General features: G+C 71.8%; 20 protein-coding genes. 6 read left to right on the top strand and 14 right to left on the bottom strand.

Annotation, left to right across the window (positions count from 1 at the left end):
* Positions 1-330 precede the first annotated feature (330 nt).
* Positions 331-1,356, bottom strand: coding sequence for an agmatinase (speB, locus tag ACW9J6_RS30595; protein WP_457120091.1), 1,026 nt, complete (start codon positions 1,354-1,356; stop codon positions 331-333).
* Between the two features lie 213 nt (positions 1,357-1,569).
* Between speB and rpsT the strand changes: the two genes are divergently transcribed.
* Complete coding sequence (rpsT, locus tag ACW9J6_RS30590; RefSeq protein WP_457120090.1) at positions 1,570-1,836, top strand: 30S ribosomal protein S20; 267 nt, start codon at positions 1,570-1,572, stop codon at positions 1,834-1,836.
* Positions 1,837-1,895: 59 nt separating this feature from the next.
* On the opposite strand, the gene ACW9J6_RS30585 is transcribed toward rpsT, so the two are convergent.
* Genes ACW9J6_RS30585 through nthA form a run of 3 tightly spaced genes read right to left on the bottom strand, consistent with a single transcriptional unit; the run spans position 1,896 to position 3,525 of the window.
* Positions 1,896-2,204, bottom strand: coding sequence for a nitrile hydratase accessory protein (locus ACW9J6_RS30585; RefSeq protein WP_457120050.1), 309 nt, complete (start codon positions 2,202-2,204; stop codon positions 1,896-1,898).
* A complete protein-coding gene (nthB, locus tag ACW9J6_RS30580; RefSeq protein ID WP_457120049.1) occupies positions 2,201-2,890 on the bottom strand; it encodes a nitrile hydratase subunit beta in 690 nt (229 codons plus the stop codon). Before nthB ends, ACW9J6_RS30585 begins: the two co-directional genes overlap by 4 nt.
* Positions 2,887-3,525 (bottom strand): nitrile hydratase subunit alpha, encoded by a 639-nt coding sequence (gene nthA / locus ACW9J6_RS30575; RefSeq protein WP_457120048.1) that lies wholly within the window; start codon positions 3,523-3,525, stop codon positions 2,887-2,889. Before nthA ends, nthB begins: the two co-directional genes overlap by 4 nt.
* A gap of 176 nt (positions 3,526-3,701) precedes the next feature.
* Here nthA and ACW9J6_RS30570 point away from each other — a divergent pair, with 176 nt between their 5' ends.
* Positions 3,702-4,019 carry a GIY-YIG nuclease family protein gene (locus tag ACW9J6_RS30570; RefSeq protein ID WP_457120047.1) on the top strand — a complete coding sequence of 106 codons (318 nt, stop codon included), beginning with the start codon at positions 3,702-3,704 and terminating at the stop codon, positions 4,017-4,019.
* Positions 4,020-4,350: 331 nt separating this feature from the next.
* On the top strand, positions 4,351-4,836 hold the full coding sequence (locus tag ACW9J6_RS30565; RefSeq protein ID WP_457120046.1) for a cupin domain-containing protein: 486 nt from the start codon (positions 4,351-4,353) through the stop codon (positions 4,834-4,836).
* Positions 4,837-4,846: 10 nt separating this feature from the next.
* On the opposite strand, the gene soxA is transcribed toward ACW9J6_RS30565, so the two are convergent.
* From soxA to ACW9J6_RS30525, 8 genes are all read right to left on the bottom strand, one after another.
* Positions 4,847-5,620, bottom strand: a complete 774-nt coding sequence (soxA, locus tag ACW9J6_RS30560) for a sulfur oxidation c-type cytochrome SoxA (protein ID WP_457120045.1) — start codon at positions 5,618-5,620, stop codon at positions 4,847-4,849.
* Positions 5,617-5,937, bottom strand: a complete 321-nt coding sequence (soxZ, locus tag ACW9J6_RS30555; RefSeq protein ID WP_457120044.1) for a thiosulfate oxidation carrier complex protein SoxZ — start codon at positions 5,935-5,937, stop codon at positions 5,617-5,619. The genes soxA and soxZ overlap by 4 nt, the downstream gene beginning before the upstream one ends.
* Before the next feature lie 4 nt (positions 5,938-5,941).
* Entirely contained in the window at positions 5,942-6,403 is a 462-nt protein-coding gene (locus ACW9J6_RS30550) for a SoxY-related AACIE arm protein (protein ID WP_457120043.1), read from the bottom strand.
* On the bottom strand, positions 6,400-6,834 hold the full coding sequence (soxX, locus tag ACW9J6_RS30545; RefSeq protein ID WP_457120042.1) for a sulfur oxidation c-type cytochrome SoxX: 435 nt from the start codon (positions 6,832-6,834) through the stop codon (positions 6,400-6,402). Before soxX ends, ACW9J6_RS30550 begins: the two co-directional genes overlap by 4 nt.
* Positions 6,835-6,913: 79 nt before the next feature.
* Positions 6,914-7,912 carry an SDR family oxidoreductase gene (locus ACW9J6_RS30540; protein WP_457120041.1) on the bottom strand — a complete coding sequence of 333 codons (999 nt, stop codon included), beginning with the start codon at positions 7,910-7,912 and terminating at the stop codon, positions 6,914-6,916.
* An 83-nt stretch (positions 7,913-7,995) separates the two neighbouring features.
* Positions 7,996-8,823: a formate/nitrite transporter family protein gene (locus ACW9J6_RS30535; RefSeq protein WP_457120040.1), complete on the bottom strand. Its 828-nt coding sequence runs from the start codon at positions 8,821-8,823 to the stop codon at positions 7,996-7,998.
* Between the two features lie 78 nt (positions 8,824-8,901).
* Positions 8,902-9,408 carry a xanthine phosphoribosyltransferase gene (gpt, locus tag ACW9J6_RS30530; RefSeq protein WP_457120039.1) on the bottom strand — a complete coding sequence of 169 codons (507 nt, stop codon included), beginning with the start codon at positions 9,406-9,408 and terminating at the stop codon, positions 8,902-8,904.
* Between the two features lie 14 nt (positions 9,409-9,422).
* Positions 9,423-10,175 (bottom strand): competence/damage-inducible protein A, encoded by a 753-nt coding sequence (locus ACW9J6_RS30525; RefSeq protein WP_457120038.1) that lies wholly within the window; start codon positions 10,173-10,175, stop codon positions 9,423-9,425.
* A gap of 113 nt (positions 10,176-10,288) precedes the next feature.
* Between ACW9J6_RS30525 and sfsA the strand changes: the two genes are divergently transcribed.
* Together sfsA and ACW9J6_RS30515 are read left to right on the top strand one after the other, a co-directional pair.
* Positions 10,289-11,023, top strand: coding sequence for a DNA/RNA nuclease SfsA (sfsA, locus tag ACW9J6_RS30520; protein ID WP_457120037.1), 735 nt, complete (start codon positions 10,289-10,291; stop codon positions 11,021-11,023).
* A gap of 78 nt (positions 11,024-11,101) precedes the next feature.
* Positions 11,102-11,830, top strand: a complete 729-nt coding sequence (locus ACW9J6_RS30515; protein ID WP_457120036.1) for a 3-keto-5-aminohexanoate cleavage protein — start codon at positions 11,102-11,104, stop codon at positions 11,828-11,830.
* A gap of 10 nt (positions 11,831-11,840) precedes the next feature.
* Here the strand turns inward: ACW9J6_RS30515 and ACW9J6_RS30510 are convergent, their stop codons facing one another.
* Positions 11,841-12,692, bottom strand: coding sequence for an FkbM family methyltransferase (locus tag ACW9J6_RS30510; RefSeq protein WP_457120035.1), 852 nt, complete (start codon positions 12,690-12,692; stop codon positions 11,841-11,843).
* Positions 12,693-12,820: 128 nt separating this feature from the next.
* On the opposite strand from ACW9J6_RS30510, the gene ACW9J6_RS30505 reads away from it, so the two are divergent.
* Complete coding sequence (locus ACW9J6_RS30505) at positions 12,821-13,585, top strand: alpha/beta fold hydrolase (RefSeq protein ID WP_457120034.1); 765 nt, start codon at positions 12,821-12,823, stop codon at positions 13,583-13,585.
* Between the two features lie 25 nt (positions 13,586-13,610).
* Here the strand turns inward: ACW9J6_RS30505 and ACW9J6_RS30500 are convergent, their stop codons facing one another.
* The gene (locus ACW9J6_RS30500) at positions 13,611-13,871 is read right to left on the bottom strand and encodes a DUF6894 family protein (protein ID WP_457120033.1); all 261 of its coding nucleotides are present in this window, start codon (positions 13,869-13,871) and stop codon (positions 13,611-13,613) included.
* Positions 13,872-14,717: the final 846 nt, after the last annotated feature.

The following is a 14,717-nucleotide window of genomic DNA, read 5'->3' as shown; positions in this document are numbered from 1 at the left end:
CTCACCAGCGGTTGCAGCCAGAGGGGGCGCGGGAGCCGTCCGCCACGCGCGGGGACCGGCGGCCGCCGGTCCCCGCGCAGCCCTCATCACATCATCCAAAAGGGCCGGCTTCCAGATACAAGGGGGCGGCGCAGGATGAGGCTCTTCCGGAATCGCCCGCTCACCCTCGCCCTGCGGGCGCGCTGCGGACCCGACAAGGGGTCCGCAGCCCTCTCCCCGCATGCGGGGAGAGGGGAAACCCGCGCCTCATCCGGCGAAGTGTGAATGAGTGAGCCCGCAGAGGGGGGAGGGTCCAGGCGCGGCGCGGGCTTTAGGACAGCCAGCGCCCCGTCACCCCCGCCCGGCCCTCCGCACCCGCGCCTCCGCGAGCAGGCAGAGCAGCTCGAAGGCGACGGTCGCGCCGACGAGGGCGGTGGTGCCGCTCGGATCGAGGGGCGGGGCCACCTCCACCACGTCGGCGCCGATGATGTCGAGGCCGCGCAGGTGGCGCAGGAGGTAGAGCGCCTCCCGGGACGTGAAGCCGCCCACCTCCGGCGTGCCCGTCCCCGGCGCGAAGGCCGGGTCGAGGGAGTCGATGTCGAAGGTGAGGTAGGTCGGCCCCGCCCCCACGACCGCGCGGGCCTCCGTCACCACCGCCGGCAACCCCTCCGTGATCACCCGCTCCATCTCGATGATCCGGATGCCCTGGTCGAGGGCCCATTGCCGTTCGTCGCGCGCGTAGAGCGTGCCGCGGATGCCGATCTGGACGACGCGCTTCGGATCGAGGACGCCGTCCTCGATGGCGCGCCGGAACGGCGTGCCGTGGGTGAGCTTGGCACCGCCGAAGTAGCTGTCGGTCGTGTCGCTGTGCGCGTCGACGTGGATCAGGCCGACCGGCGCCTCGCGCCCGACGACCCGCAGGAGCGGGTAGCTGACGAGGTGGTCGCCGCCGATCGCCAGCAGCGTGATCCCGGCCGCGTGGAGCGGCCCCGCGAAGGCCTCGATGCGCCCGAGCGTGTCGGCGACGTCGACCGGGTTGACCGGAACGTCGCCGACATCCGCGCAGGCGCAGAGGGCGTAGGGCGAGACCCCGGTCGCCCCGTTGACGAGGCGCATCAGGGCCGATTGCTCGCGCACCCCGCGCGGCCCGAGCCGGGCGCCGGAGCGGTTGGTGGTGGCGCTGTCGAACGGGATGCCGAACAGGCCGATGTCGATCGGCCCGGCGATGGCCGCCTCGGGCGCCAGCACCGGCAGGCGCATGAGGCTCGCGAGCCCGGCGAAGCGCGGCATCGCCATGCCGGAGAGGGGCTGGAAGCGCGCGAGCTGCGCCGCGCGGTCTCCCGCAGGGTGGGCAGCGTCGTCGGCCGGGCCGGTCATGCGAAGACTCCGTCTCTCGTTGTCATTGGTAAAGGAGGCCGCCGCCCGGCGGGAGTCCCGCGTTGACGACGATCGGGCGCGCGTCTATAGACGGCGTCTCGCGAACCCGCCGGATCGCCCCGGCGGCCTTTTCGTGCTGTCCGCGCCATATCCGCGACGCCGTCACGCCCCCGGGCCCTCGTGCATCGCGCTTTTCGAGAATGAGGAAGACCGATGGCCAACACCGTGTCGGCCAAGAAGATGACCCGCAAGATCGCCAAGCGCACGGCGATCAACCGCTCGCGCCGCAGCCGCATGCGCACGTTCATCCGCAAGGTCGAGGAGGCGATCGCCTCCGGCGACGCCGCGACCGCCCTGACGGCGCTGCGCAGCGCCGAGCCGGAGATCATGCGCGCGTCGCAAAAGGGCATCGTTCACAAGAACACGGCCTCGCGGAAGGTGTCGCGCCTCTCGGCCCGCGTGAAGGCCCTGCAGGCCTGACAAGAGCCGGTTTCCGGCAGCGGTGAAGCCCGGCGCGAGTCGGGCTTTTTCCGTTGGGCTCACGGCCCCGGATCGTTTTCGAGCCGGATCGGCTCCCCGTGCGGCGTGGCGGCGGCCGCCCGCGCGAAGGCGTCGCGGCGCTCCGACAAGTTCCTCGCCGAGGTGAGGCCGCGGGCGGCGAGCAGCCCCTCGATCGTCTCCAGCCAGAGCGCGTAGTCGGTCGGGCGGTCGCCCTCGCGGCTCGCCGCGCCGAGCGCCTGCGCCCACTCGCTCCAGGTGAAGAGGCCGCGATCGTGCAGGGCCACCACCATCGCGAAGGTCTGCGCCTCCCAGGGGGCCGCGAAGGCGGGCGTGTCGGGGGCGCTCACGCGGCGTGCCCTTCCGCGATGCGCCCGCGGGCGGGCTCCAGGTAGCTCTCGAAGGCGTTGACCGAGACGCTCAGGCCCGGATCGGCCTCCTCGCCCCACAATTCCACGCCCGGGAAGCGCACCGTGTAGAGCCATTGCGGCGTCTCGCCGGTGAAATGCGCGTTCGAATCCGGGAACACGAAGGCGCCGTGGACGCGCTCGACCGTGCCGGTGCGGCCGCGGACGTAGCGGGGCAGGCGGGTGTGGCCGGTCGGGTTGATCACCTTGGCGGTGACCTCGTCGCCCACCGCGAAACGGGCCGGGTGGGCGGCCGGGCGGTCGCTCGGGAAGCCGCGGGCGAAGAGCGGCGGGATCTCGTCCGCCTTGGGCACGCGGGCGACGGGGGCGGGCGGGGCGAGGGCCGCGCCGGCCCGGAGCTCGGCCTCGCTCACGAGCCCGTGTCGGACGACCTGCTTCTCCAGGGCGCGGAACCAGATCTCGTAGTAGCTCGCCGCCATGTACTCGGGCGGCGGCAGGGATTCGCGGGCGGCCCGGCTCGCGTCGAGGTTCCAGGTGCCGGTGAGCCCCATCGCCATGGCCATCGCGAAGACGCGGCGCTCCCACTCGGCGTGGAACCAGGGCTCGTCCGCCTCGAAGCCGATCGGCCCGAAGCCGTGCATCCCGCCGAGATCCTGTCCGCCGTTCATGCGCGCACCACCTGGTCGGGAGCGAGGGGAAGGCCCGTGCCGATCATGGAATCGCGGGTGACGAGGTCGGCGAGGGCCGCCTCGTCGAGATGATCGGTCCCGGGGGGCCGCATCGGCAGCACCATGTAGCGGAGTTCCGCGGTGGAATCCCAGACCCGGATGCGGGTGGTCTCGGGCAGGGTGACGCCGAACTCGCCGAGCACGCCCCGCGGGTCGATCACCGCCCGCGACCGGTAGGGCGGCGACTTGTACCAGACCGGGGGCAATCCGAGGACCGGCCAGGGATAACAGGAGCACAGGGTGCAGACGACGAGGTTGTGCTGCTCGGGCGTATTCTCGGCCACCACCATGTGCTCGCCGCCCCGCCCGCCGAAGCCGAGTTCGCGGATCGCCGCGGTGGCGTCGTCGAGGAGCCGGGCGCGGTAGGCGGGATCGATCCAGGCGCGGGCCACCACCCGGGCGCCGTTGCGGGGACCGATCCTGGTCTCGTAGGTGTCGATGAGCGTGTCGAGGGTGGCCGGATCGACGTAGCCCTTCTCGACCAGGATGGATTCGAGCGCCCTCACCCGCAATTCCATCGGCGAGAGTTCGCTGCCGTGGTGGTGCGGGTGGTCGTGGTCGTGGTGGTCCGTCATGCCGTCCTCCCGGGCGCAAGGATTAGACCGGCGCGGGGCGGGCGTCACGGGGGTGGGAGAGGCGCTCCGGGGTGCTTCGAGGCCGCCTGCGGCGGCACCTCAGCATGAGGAGCGTGATGGCTTCCATGGTATGTTCCGCAAAGGAACCTGCTCCGACCTCCTTGGGACCTGCCTGCTTGAATGCGTTCGTCTACCTGCTGCTCTGCGCAGACGGCAGCTACTATGTCGGATCGGCGCGCGGCGAGACGCTCGACAGGCGGCTGGGCGAACATCAGGCGGGGACGTTCCCCGGCTACACCCATTCGCGTCGACCGGTCGCACTCGTCTACGCGGAGCAATTCGACCGGATCACGGATGCGATCGCTGTCGAGCGCCAGATCAAGGGCTGGGGGCGCAGTAAGAAGGAAGCCTTGATTCGAGGTGATTGGGACGCCATCCAGCAACTGGCGGAGCGTCCTTCGACGCGTGGAACACCTGCGGGTCTGCCAGAGTAAATTTCAACGTTCGGCATCGACGTCGATGGAAGACACGAGAATCCTCATGCTGAGGTGCTGCGAAGCAGCCTCGAAGCACCCCTGTACGCTGATCCTAGATAGGATTGGATAGCTGTTCAGGGTTGCTTCGAGGCTCGCTTTGCTCGCACCTCAGCATGAGGAGCCGCGTGTTTTCCAATTCCATCTCCTCTGAACATGCTAACAGGATGGTCTTCAGCAAGTTCGACGAGATCGTCATTCACCAAGAACTTGATTTCATCCCGACCACCTCCACTTCCCTGGTGCCAGCATCGAGGATCCAGCCCAGCGATCCCGACAGGAGGAAGCCCGGATGACACTCCGCCTCATCGCCACCATCACGGCCGGCCTGCTCATCGGCGTACCCGCTGTCGCGACCGCCGACGACGGGCACGGCATGGTCCTCGTCCCCGGCGACGCGGCCGTGACGTGGGGACCGGCGCCTCCCGCGCTGCCCAGGGGAACCGAGATCAGCATCCTCGCGGGCGACCCGGAGAAGCCTGGGCCGTTCACGCTGCGGGTCCGCTTCCCGGCCAATACCCTGGTCGCGCCGCACACCCACGCGACCGCCGAGAGCGTGACGCTCCTCGCGGGCTCGCTCACGCACGACATGGGCGAGACCGTCGACAAGGCGCGCGGGAAGCCGCTGGAGAAGGGCGGGTTCGTGTTCCTGCCCGCCAACATGCCCCACTCGCTGTGGACCTCCGCCGAGCCGGCGACGGTCCAGGTGTCGGGGACCGGGCCGTTCGGGCTGACCTACATCAACCCCGCGGATGACCCGAGCCGGCAGGGACGCTGACCGGGCCCCGCTAGGGCCGCACCGCCGGCGCCTCCATGGGCAGGCCGCTCGCCCGCTGCATCAGGTAGAGTTCCAGCGCGACCACCTCGGGCGCGTCCGGCGGGAACGGCTCGGCGCGCATGCCGGAGAGGCAATTGCGCAGCCGGCGGCGCAGGGAGCCGAGATCCTGCCACTCGAGGCGATAGAGAGGGTAGCCGTTCGGGTGGCCCTGCGGGATGGTGCTCGCGCCGAGATGCCGGCCCCAGGCGCCGTCGTGGCAGGCGGCGCAGGACAGGTCGAGCTGCCCCATGCGGCGCGTGAACAGCGCGCGCCCCTGCTCCCGCGGCGCGTCGAGGCGCGGATCGGCGGGCGGCGCCACCGGCAGCCCGCGCGACTGCGCCGCCACCGCGGCGGTGAGGGCGAGGAGGAGCCGGCTCTCCGGCGGCAGCGAGGCCTCGCCCTGGTGGCGCGTGCGGCAGAGGTCGATCCGCGACTCCAGGTCCAAAGGGCGCCCGGCCTGCGCGTCGAAGGCGGGGTAGCGGGCCGCGACGCCGCGCAGCCCCGCGAGGTCCCCGTGGCAGCCGGCGCAGGAGGGTCGGCCGGTCGCCGGCGCCGTCGTCCAGGCCTCGACGCCGTCCGCCACCCAGAGCTGGCCCGGATTGGCCGCCTCGTCCCGCTGCATCGCGCGCAGCTCCGGCGTCATCTGGTCGAAGCCCGAGCGGCGCTCGCCCTGCGGGATCTCCGCCGTCCGGCCCGGGCCGGCGAGGAGGGCCAGGGCGACGAGCAGGGCGGGCGCGCGGCTCACGTCACCTCGATCGCGGCGTGCTCGGTCTGCGTGAAGCCGTTGTCGCCGCTCCAGGTGAAGGTGAAGGTGCCGCTGCGCGTCGCCACCGTGCTGAAGGTCAGGTAGGGATTGGCGGAACTGGCCGGGAACAGCTCCGCGCGGAACACCTCCTCGTCCTCGAAGCGGCAGACGAACTCCGTGATGATGTTGCGCGGCAGCAGGCGCCCGTCCGGGCCCGGCCGGTAGCCGGTCTCCATCGGGTGGGAGATCAGGGTCTTGATCTCGACGGTCGTGCCGGCCTTCGCGGTCTTGGGCACGTTGATCAGGCTGCGGGCCACGGCGTCAGCCCTCCACGCAGGCGGCGAGGGTGACGATCGCGTCGGCGGTGGCGGACCAGTAGCTGCCGTCGCTCATCTCGGCGATCGCCGTCACGGTCTGGGAATCGGCGAGCCGAATGCGGGTCGCGACGGTGGCGCGGCCCGCCCGCGGCCCGAGCCACAGCGTGATGACGTTCGGCTGCGGGTTCTTGTCGTTGAACACCGCGATCCGGCGGACGTGATCGGCCGGGGTCATCGGGCTCTCCACCGCGACGGTCAGCGGCACGGCGTTGCCGTTCTCGACCAGCGGCGGCACGTCGAGGGCGACGCGCCCCGGACGGACCGGCACGCCGCCGGTGAAGCGCCGGATCGCGGCCTGGGTGGGCTCGCGCGGCGGGCGCTCGACCGCCGCGGCCGGGCGCACCAGCGCCACCGCGAGCAGCCCGGCGCCGCCAGCCAGGACGGATCGCCGGTCCGGCCCCGTCATCGTGTCCCTCCCTCGCCGCGGAGCGTGCCCAGATAGGCGATCACGTCCTCGACCTCCTGCGCCTCCAGGATCGGCCGGCCGCGGAACGGCGCCGCGACCCGGTCCCGCCCGTCGACGCGCCCATACGAGGGCATGATCGTGTCGGGATTCAAGAGGCGGCCGTCGACGAGCCGCAGGCGCAGCCGCCCCGGCGAGAGGCGCTCGCCGACGCCCGCGAGGCTCGGGCCGACATCGCCCTCCGGGCGGCCCGCGGGCCCGCCGAGGCCCGCATGGCAGAGAGTGCAGAGCCCGCGCCGCGGGTCGGTGGCGATGGCGCGGCCCCGGGCCGGATCGCCCGGCACGGTCGTGAGCGGCGCCGGCATGGCATCGCCCTCGACCGCCCCGGGAGAGAAGGCGAGGAGCAGGGGAAGGGCGGCGAGAAGGTGTCGCATCGGGCGGGCGGGCGTCGTCGCCCCGGAACATGGCTCCGGGGCGGCCCAGTTCAGCCGGGTGCGACCATCCGCTTGGGTCTCAGGCCCGCCGCTTCATCAGCGCCGCGGCAGCGAGCCCGACACCCGCCACCACCGCGCCCGTGGTCAGCGGATGGAGTTGCGCCCGGGTGTAGGTGCTGGTGCGCCGGACATAGCCCGGGTGGCCGCCGCGGATGTGCCCGTCCTGGCCGGGCTCGTGCAGCGCCCCCTGCGGGTCGCGCGGCGGCTCCGCCCCGCGCTGCATCTGGGCGACGTGGCCGCCCATCCGGTCGAACACCTCCGGCGCCAGCTTCTTGAGGCCGGTGATCGCCCGGCCGCCGCCGCCCACATAGATCTCCCGCTGCGGGTGGACCGCCGCGTGCAGGATCGCCCGGGCCACCTCGTCCGGATGGTAGACCGGGGGCGGGAGCTGCGGCTCGCGGTCCATGTAGTTGCGGGCGTGGTGGGTGAGCGGCGTGTCGATCGAGCCGGGCTTGATCAGCGTTACCGAGACCGGCACCCGCTCCATCTCCAGCTCCGCCCGCAACCCGTCCGTGAAGCCGCGGATCGCGTGCTTGCTCGCCGAGTACATGGCCTGGAGCGGGATCGACAGGTCGGAGGCGATGCTGCCGACATTGACGAGCGCGCCGCCCTGGCGCCGCAGGTAGGGCAGGGCCACGAGCGAGCCGTAGACCGTGCCCCAGAAGTTGGTCTGGAACAGGCGGTCGCTGTCCTCGTCGCTGACCTCCTCCAGGCGCCCGAAGATCGAGATGCCGGCGTCGTTCACCCAGGTATCGATGCGCCCGAAGCGCTGCAGCGCCTTGTCGGCGAGGGCCTGCACGTCCTCGCGGCGGCCGACATCGCCCACCGCGTGGGTGACCTGCCCGCCCTCGCGCTCCAGTTCCTCCTGGATCGTGGCGAGCGCCTCGGCGTTGCGGGCCCCCATGACGACGCGGGCGCCGCTGCGCGCCGCCCGGCGCGCCGTCGCGAGTCCGATCCCGCTCGACGCCCCGGTGATCACGATCACCTGCTGGTCGAGGGGCTTGTGCGTGAAGGCCATCGGGTTCTCCGTACTGGGTGGGAGTGTCTATCGCCCGACCCAACGGCTGCGGAGGCCATCTGTTCACCGGCCGCGACGCCGGTTCACTCGACGTCGGGCGCGACCTGGCCCCAGTTGAGGACGGCGACCAGGGTGACGCCGCCGGTGACGTTGCCGAGCAGGGTCGGCAGGAAGAAGCGCACGGCATAGTCGCCCCAGCTCGCCTCGCCGGTGAAGACCAGGAAGGCGGCGTCGACCGAGCCGGCCACGATGTGGGCGAGGCTGCTGATCGCGATCACGTAGGTGAGGATCAGGATCACGAAGGGCCGCGCGCCCCCCGAGGAGGGCATGAGCCACACCATCAGGGCGATCAGCCAGCCCGCCACCACGCCCTTGGCCAGGGTCGCCCCGAACGGATGGGCCATGGTGTGCCGGCTGATGTCGCGGAAATGCGCCCGGACGGCTTCGTCGAACACCTCCGTGTGCGCGATGGAAGCCGCGAACAGCAGCGTCCCGACGATGTTCGCCGAGAGCACGATGGCCCACAGGCGCAGCACCCGCCGCAGGACCGCCGCCGTGCGGTCGTGCAGGAGCGGCAGGATCGGGGTCAGCGTGTTCTCGGTGAAGAGCTGCTGGCGGCCGAGCACGACGATCAGGAAGCCGATCGGATAGCCCCAGCCGGCCACGAGGTCGCGCCAGGGCGCGTCGGGCAGCCGCGAGCGCAGCACGCCCTCGACCACGAGCGAGAAGCCCATCGACAGGCCGGCCGCGAGGCCGGAGAGCAGCAGGGCCAGGGCGGTCCGGTCGAGTTCCTCGTGACCCTCGTGCCGGATGACCTCGGCGATGACGATGGCGCTGGGCCAGCGCTCCTCCTCGACCTGACCGGCCACCGCGTCCTCGACACCCCTGCGGTCGGGTTTCCCGTTCGCCATGGCCGCCCCCGCTCCGGGCCCCAGGCCCGACCCGGCCTCAAGCGGCGGGCCGGCGGCGGGTTCCCGCCCGCGCGCCGGTCAGCCCGAGGCGCCCGGGTGGATCGGCGCCTGGTAGGCGAGTCCCATGTCCCAAGGGAAATAGATCCAGGTGTCCTGGCTCACCTCGGTGACGAAGGTGTCGATGAGCGGCCGTCCGGCGGGCTTGGCGTAGACCGTGGCGAAATGGGCCTGGGGCAGCATCCGGCGCACGACCTGCGCGGTCTTGCCGGTATCGGTGAGGTCGTCGATCACCAGCACGCCGCGCCCGCTGCCGTCGCCGACGTCCCGGATCGTCGGGGCGATGTCCTTGAGGACGCTGAGCGCCCCCTGCTCCTGGTAATCGTGGTAGCTCGCGATGCAGACCGTCTCGATCAGGCGGATCCCGAGTTCGCGCGCCACCACGGCGGCCGGGACGAGCCCGCCGCGGGTGATGCAGACGATCGCCTCGAACGGCCCGGCCCCGGCCAGGCGCCAGGCCAGCGCCCGGGCATCGCGATGGAACTGGTCCCAGGAAACCGGGAAGGCCTTCTCGCCGGCGGACGCCATCGGTCGTCTCCCCGTCAGGCCCGGTCCGCCCGCAGGCGGGCGACCAGGGCCTCGATCTCGGTGCGGGCCGCCGCCAGCACCGCCGGGTCCTTGGCGCGGGCGACGATCTGGTTGCGGAAGCCCTCGGGCGTCATCGACGGGTAGGAGCCGATCGACACCCCGGGGAAGCGCGCGGCCAGGGCCGCGAGGTCGGCCGCGTAGAGGCCCTCGGGCAGGTTCCTGGCCTCCACCGTCTCGGCGATCATGCGCGCGCCGGTGCGCAAGCGCGGCGCCACGCGGTCGAGCATCGCCTGCATGATCGAGGGCACGCCGGCCATCACGATCACGTTGCCGATCATGAAGCCCGGCGCCTTCGAGATCGGGTTCTCGATCAGCTCCGCCCCGAACGGGATGCGCGCCATGCGCAGCCGGGCCTCGTTGAGGTCGGCCTCCGGGATGCGCTCCAGCAGCATGGCGCGGGCGCGCGGGTCGACGTCGATGCCGACCCCGAAGGCCGCCGCGACGCAATCGGCCGTGATGTCGTCGTGGGTCGGCCCGATCCCCCCGGTGGTGAACAGATAGGTGTGGCGGGCGCGCAAAGCGTTGACGGCGCCCACGATCTCCTCGGCCACGTCCGGCACGACGCGCACCTCGCGCAGGTCGATGCCAACATTCGTGAGGTACTCGGCGATGTAGCCGATGTTCTTGTCCTTGGTACGCCCCGAGAGGATCTCGTCGCCGATGACGAGCAGGGCGGCCGTCACGTGGGTCGGGGTCTCGTCGCTCAAGCGCGCCTCCGGGCTGAGGACCCGCTCTAGCTCGCGGCGCCGCGCCGCTCAAGCGTCGCGCATCTGTCCGCATCCTGCTAAGCGGCGAGGATGATCGCGCCGCAGAGCCCGCCTTGCGCTTCCCGTCCCGGCTGACCGAGGGGCGGCTCGTCCGCCGCTACAAGCGCTTCCTCGCCGATGTCGAACTCGCCGACGGCAGCGTCGTGACGGCGCATTGCGCCAATCCGGGCGCGATGCTGGGCCTGGTGGCGCCCGGCCGACCGGTCCTGCTCTCCGCCTCCACCAACCCGGCGCGCAAGCTCGCCTGGTCCTGGGAGATGGTGGAGGCCGACCTGCCGGGCGGGCCGCAATGGGTCGGCATCAACACGATGCGGCCGAACCTGCTCGTGGCCGAGGCCTTCCGCGCGGGCCGGCTGCCGGTGCTGCGCGAGGCGACCGCCCTGCGGCCGGAGGTGCGCTACGGGCAGGCGAGCCGGGTCGATTTCCTGGCCAGCGCCCCCGCGGGACCGATCCACGTCGAGGTCAAGAACTGCCACATGATGCGCGCGGCCGGCCTCGCCGAGTTCCCCGACTGCACCGCGGCGCGCAGCGCCCGGCACATGGACGAGCTCGCCGGCGTGGTGCGGGCGGGTGGGCGCGCCATGGTGATCGTGGTGGTGCAGATGCGCGCGGAGCGCTTCGACGTGGCGGGCGACATCGATCCGGGCTTCGCTTCGGCCTTCCGGCGGGCGCGGGACGCCGGGGTCGCGGCCCACGCCTATGTCTGTCGGCTGAGCCCCGAGGAGGTGGCGATCGACGCGGAGATCCCGATCGTCGCCGCGGAGGCGAGCGCGGATCACCCGGGCTGATGGCGCCGCCGCCGGCCGGATTGCGCCCCGTCCCACGCCTCGCTACGACACCCTGCATCACGCAAGGTCAGGACCACGATGATCGTCCAGGCTTGCCTCAACGGCGCCCGTCCCGACGGTTACCACCCGCGGTTGCCGCTGACTGCGGAGGCGATGGCCCGCGACGGCGTCGCCTGCGTCGCGGCCGGGGCTGCCGAACTCCATCTTCACCCCCGAGGCTCGCATGGCCGCGAGAGCCTCGACGCCGTGGACGACACCGTCCTGGCGCTCCGCCGGGCGTGCCCCGGCACGGCGATCGGCGTGTCGACGGGAGCCTGGATCGAGGGGAACGCGGAGCGCACCCGCGACGCCATCGCCCGCTGGACGGCCCTGCCGGACTACGCCTCCGTCAACCTCTCGGAGCCGGACGCCCCGGCGGTGATGGACCTGCTGCGCGGGCGCGGCGTCGGGATCGAGGCGGGCCTGGCCACGCCCGAGGACGCACGCCGTCTCCTGGCGCTTCCTAGCCACGACCGCGTCACGCGCGTGCTGATCGAGGTGGAGGAGCAGGATCCCGGGGAGGCCCTGCGTGTGGCCGACGCGATCGCGACGGTGCTGGCGGATGCGGGCCCGCGGCGTCCGCTCCTCCTGCACGGCCTCGACGGCACGGTCTGGCCCCTCGTCGCGCTGGCACGGGACCGGCGCTGGTCCACCCGCGTGGGGCTGGAGGACGGCCGCGCGCTGCCGGACGGCTCCGTCGCCGCGGACAACGCCGCGCTGGTGGCTACCGCCGTCGCAGTCTACCGGCGGTGCGGTGCCGCCGCGTGAGACACCCGCCTCACGCCTTCTCGAAGATCAGGTTGAGCCGCGTGCGCGCCATGCGGCGGTAGCCGTGGCTGGTGAGCAGCGCCGAGAGGTCGGTCTGCCAGAGGTCGGTCCCGTCCTCCAGGATGATCAGGCTCGGATGCAGCGCCCGCGGCGCCCGGCGCAGGAACGGCTCCAGAATCAGATCCTCGGCGCCCTCCACGTCGAGCTTGATCGCGTCGATGCGGGTCAATCCCTCGCCGGTCACGAGGTCGAGGAGCGTCACCGCCGGCACCCGGATCGCCGCGCCCTCGTTGGTGCCGACGACCTTGAGGCTCGACTCCCCGCTGTTGCGCTGGTCGACGAAGAGCGTCAGCTCGCCCGCCTTGTCGGCGATCGCGCAGGCCACCGCCTTGACGGTGCCGAACGGGTTCTGGGCGATGTTGTAGGCGAGCTTGTCGAAGATGTCGGGCTGCGGCTCCACCGCCAGGATCCGCGCCCCGGGCCCGCTCAGACCGGCGACGAACAGCGTGTAGGCGCCGATATTCGCCCCCACGTCGAGGAAGACGCAGTCCGGCCGCAGCCGCTCGGCGAGGAGCCGGCGCTCGTCGGGGTCGAAGAACTGCGGGGTGAAGAGCACCTTCTTCTCGCAGTTGTTGTTGTAGGGGTGCAAGCGCATGCGCGCGCCGAACCGCTCCACGTCGAGGGGACGGCCGCGCAGCAGCCGGATCGCGCAGCGGCGCAGGATCAGCGCGAGGCGTCGCGCGCCCCAATCCTCCGCGGGCAGGCGCTGGGTCCGGGCGACGATCCAGCGGACGAGGCCGGTCGGCGCGTAGGTCCCGAAGGGCTCGTGAGGGTGGGTCATCGCCGGGGTCGTGGTCGCCATCGGGGGCCTATGCCACCGCGGCCCGCCGCCCGCAACGGGTGGGGCGTGCCTGCCGCGGGCCCCGCGTGCGGGCATTGCGGGACCACCGGGCGCCCGATACAGGCGGGGGCGCGAAGCGGGAGCGGACGATGCAGACCTTCGATTCCGACGGCGTGACGATCGCCTATCTCGACGTTCCGCCGCAGGGCGGGGCGGGCGATCCCGTCGTCCTCGTCCACGGTTTCGCGTCGAACCATCGCACGAACTGGGTCAGCACCTCGTGGATCCGGACCCTCACCGAGGCGGGCTACCGGGCGATCGCCCTCGACAATCGCGGCCACGGCGAGAGCGGAAAGCTCTACGATCCGGAGGCCTACGCCTCAGAGACGATGGCGGAGGATGTCCGCCGCCTCCTCGACCATCTCGGCCTCGCGCGGGCGGACGTGATGGGCTACTCGATGGGCGCGCGGATCACCGCCTTCCTGGCGCTCCTGCACCCGGAGCGGGTGCGCTCGGCGCTGCTGGGCGGGCTCGGCATCCACCTCGTCGAGGGGAGGGGATTGCCGGCGGGGATCCCGGACGCCATGGAGGCCCCCTCCAGCGCCGACGTGACCGACCCCGTGGCGCGCTCGTTCCGGATCTTCGCCGAGCAGACCCGCAGCGACCTGCGCGCCCTCGCCGCCTGCATGCGCGGCTCGCGCCAGACCCTGTCGCGGGGCGAGGTGGCGCAGATCGAGGTGCCGACCCTGGTCGCGGTCGGGACTACCGACCACATCGCGGGGTCCGGACCGGCGCTCGCCGCCCTGATCCCGACCGCCCGGAGCCTCGAGATCCCCAATCGCGATCACAACCTCGCGGTGGGCGACAAGGTCCACAAGCAGGGGGTGCTGGCCTTCCTGGCCGAGCGACCCTGAGCCGATCCCCCGACCGGGCCGGCCCCTACTGCGCCCGGATATGGCGCTGGCGGCGGTCGCGGGCCCGGATGCTCGCCATGGGTATACGCAGGATGGCGCGCTGCTGGGCATCCTCGACGCGGATCGAGCTGCGCCGCCAGTCGCAGGCGAGGCTGCCTTCCTCCAGCAGATGGGTGGCGAGCCGCGTGGCGCGCTCCAGGGCGTCGGCCCGGCTGGCGAGCCGCACGCCCTCCTCGTCGAGGACAACCTTCGAGCCGCTCTGAAAGTGAAAATAATACAACGTCATCTCACGTCGATGTCCTTACGAATAGTCAAAGCGGCGGGCTGCTGCCCTCATTGCCCCACTTAGGAAGCATCATTGCGTATAACATACAATAAAGATCGACAACCGCTGGTATGGGTGCATTCGCGATAATGAAACAACCAAGACGTGCCTTGTTCAGAAAAACACTTTTCACACAACGCCCTAGGACGTTTGGAGGACGTGAATTTTTCTTGGCTTAGGCCGAAAGGACGGCGGTTCGGCGACGGCCAGGTCAAGGAGATAACCCAGAAGGATGGACGCCGATCCGGTCGGCCTTTGAACATATTTCGTTCATTCGGCGAATGGATCGAAGAACAACCTCGCAAAGCGGGTGTGGCTTTGCGGGACGGAACATGTCCTTGGGTTTGCTCGATAATCCGTCCGACAGGGACCAGCCCGGCCTCGATCTCGGCCGGTTCGGCGCCGGGCGGGGCCGGCTCGGCAGGCCGACCCAACAGGCCTGCGTGGCGACTGATGAGCATTTTTGTTTCAGTCGGGCCGATCACTCTCCGGTCGGTCGGGCCGGCTTCACCTTGCGGAGCCTCGCCGACGGCCACCCGGCAGCCATCGGGCCTGCCGCTCGGCGCATCCCTGGCACGGGATCCTCGCGAAGCCGCCCCGCATCACGGCCCGAGCGGCGCTCGCGCTCGCCGCCAGCCTCGTCCGTTTCCGGGAATGAGGCGCGACATGCCGGCGTCGCGCATAGGGCTCCCCGTGTCCGGATGTCCCTCCGCCGACCCTGCCGCCGCCGGGACAGAAGGAAGTGACGTGGGCGACGAGCCGACCCGGCCGTCGGACAGGCCGGCGTCTCCTCATCGAAGCCGATCT

It is taken from the genome of Methylobacterium sp. JK268 (assembly GCF_054052225.1).
This window is presented reverse-complemented; position numbering and strand designations above follow the sequence as displayed.

Excerpts from the sequence above, each read along its gene's own strand:
- speB (WP_457120091.1), bottom strand. The coding sequence starts at position 1,356 with ATGACCGGCCCGGCCGACGACGCTGCCCACCCTGCGGGAGACCGCGCG.
- rpsT (WP_457120090.1), top strand. The coding sequence starts at position 1,570 with ATGGCCAACACCGTGTCGGCCAAGAAGATGACCCGCAAGATCGCCAAG.
- nthB (WP_457120049.1), bottom strand. The coding sequence starts at position 2,890 with ATGAACGGCGGACAGGATCTCGGCGGGATGCACGGCTTCGGGCCGATC.
- nthA (WP_457120048.1), bottom strand. The coding sequence starts at position 3,525 with ATGACGGACCACCACGACCACGACCACCCGCACCACCACGGCAGCGAA.
- ACW9J6_RS30565 (WP_457120046.1), top strand. The coding sequence starts at position 4,351 with ATGACACTCCGCCTCATCGCCACCATCACGGCCGGCCTGCTCATCGGC.
- ACW9J6_RS30550 (WP_457120043.1), bottom strand. The coding sequence starts at position 6,403 with ATGACGGGGCCGGACCGGCGATCCGTCCTGGCTGGCGGCGCCGGGCTG.
- soxX (WP_457120042.1), bottom strand. The coding sequence starts at position 6,834 with ATGCGACACCTTCTCGCCGCCCTTCCCCTGCTCCTCGCCTTCTCTCCC.
- ACW9J6_RS30540 (WP_457120041.1), bottom strand. The coding sequence starts at position 7,912 with ATGGCCTTCACGCACAAGCCCCTCGACCAGCAGGTGATCGTGATCACC.
- ACW9J6_RS30535 (WP_457120040.1), bottom strand. The coding sequence starts at position 8,823 with ATGGCGAACGGGAAACCCGACCGCAGGGGTGTCGAGGACGCGGTGGCC.
- gpt (WP_457120039.1), bottom strand. The coding sequence starts at position 9,408 with ATGGCGTCCGCCGGCGAGAAGGCCTTCCCGGTTTCCTGGGACCAGTTC.
- ACW9J6_RS30515 (WP_457120036.1), top strand. The coding sequence starts at position 11,102 with ATGATCGTCCAGGCTTGCCTCAACGGCGCCCGTCCCGACGGTTACCAC.
- ACW9J6_RS30510 (WP_457120035.1), bottom strand. The coding sequence starts at position 12,692 with ATGGCGACCACGACCCCGGCGATGACCCACCCTCACGAGCCCTTCGGG.
- ACW9J6_RS30505 (WP_457120034.1), top strand. The coding sequence starts at position 12,821 with ATGCAGACCTTCGATTCCGACGGCGTGACGATCGCCTATCTCGACGTT.
- ACW9J6_RS30500 (WP_457120033.1), bottom strand. The coding sequence starts at position 13,871 with ATGACGTTGTATTATTTTCACTTTCAGAGCGGCTCGAAGGTTGTCCTC.